Source organism: Azonexus hydrophilus (assembly GCF_905120355.1).
Taxonomy (GTDB): Bacteria; Pseudomonadota; Gammaproteobacteria; order Burkholderiales; family Rhodocyclaceae; genus Azonexus.
On sequence record NZ_CAJHOB010000051.1, the window covers coordinates 1 to 912 of the forward strand.

Annotated in this window: 2 protein-coding genes; one reads left to right on the forward strand and one right to left on the reverse strand. The window is 61.4% G+C overall.

Going from position 1 to position 912, the window contains the following annotated elements; all coding sequences use genetic code 11:
- Window positions 1-539, reverse strand: a 539-nt coding sequence (locus JYJ39_RS13940) for an ABC transporter transmembrane domain-containing protein (protein WP_275887976.1), incomplete at its 3' end; no start/stop codon positions are given.
- A gap of 159 nt (window positions 540-698) precedes the next feature.
- On the opposite strand from JYJ39_RS13940, the gene JYJ39_RS13945 reads away from it, so the two are divergent.
- A partial coding sequence (locus tag JYJ39_RS13945) for a hypothetical protein (RefSeq protein ID WP_205205254.1) occupies window positions 699-912 on the forward strand: 214 nt, incomplete at its 3' end.

Below are 912 nucleotides of genomic sequence, written 5' to 3' on the forward strand. Positions count from 1 at the left end.
CGGGCCACCAGGGTGCCGGTGGGGCGGTTCTCGAAGTACGGCAGGGGCAGGTGCAGCAGGTGGCGCAGCACCTTGTCGCCGAGCACCGCATCGATGCGGCTGCCGGTGTGCAGCACCAGGTATTGGCGCAGCCAGCTCATACCACTAGTGAAGAACATGAACACCACCAGCGCCACACCCAGAACGATGAGGGTGCTTTCGGAATGGTGGGCGATGACCTTGTCGATGATGACCTGGGTAAACAGCGGCGTCGCCAGGCCGACGAGCTGGATGGCAAGACTGGCCAGCAGCACGTCGCGCCAGATGGTTTTGTGGCGCAGCAACTCGGGAATAAACCAGGCAAAGCCAAAGGGTTTCTTCTCCTGCGTTGCAACATTCGGGCCTCGGCTTTGCGACTCGTCCAGTGGCGGCTCTGCCTGGGCCACCAAGACAAGAAACGGCAGCGCCTGCGCTCGCGCCATGTCGTGCGGCAGAACCTCCGGCTCGGACTGGCCCGGCTTGACCCAGGACAGCGTTTCTTCACCATAACCAACGATCAACGCAGGGACGAGCGTGCTTCGCGCTTGGCTTGCTGGCGCAACTGACTCTTCGGCTGCATCAGGCGCTACGGGAAGTTCCAGCAAAGCCACCGCTGGCAGAGGCAAATCCCCCCGCCCAACCTCCGGCCAGCCCACCTGTCCCGCCTGTAACCCGATGGCTTGCAACGCACCAAAAAGGGTGGGCAGATCAAACGGGGGCGGAAAACCTTTGGTCACCAGCGCAGCATCGAAGGGCTGGCGGTGCAAACCAGCAAGGCTCGCCAAAAGCCAGAGGGCTGCGCTGGTATCTATCCGCCAGGAAGAATCAGAAAAAACCCCTGGGTGCGTTTGCTGCACGATGCGCTCTTTTTCATGGAAAAGTTTACATCCGCAG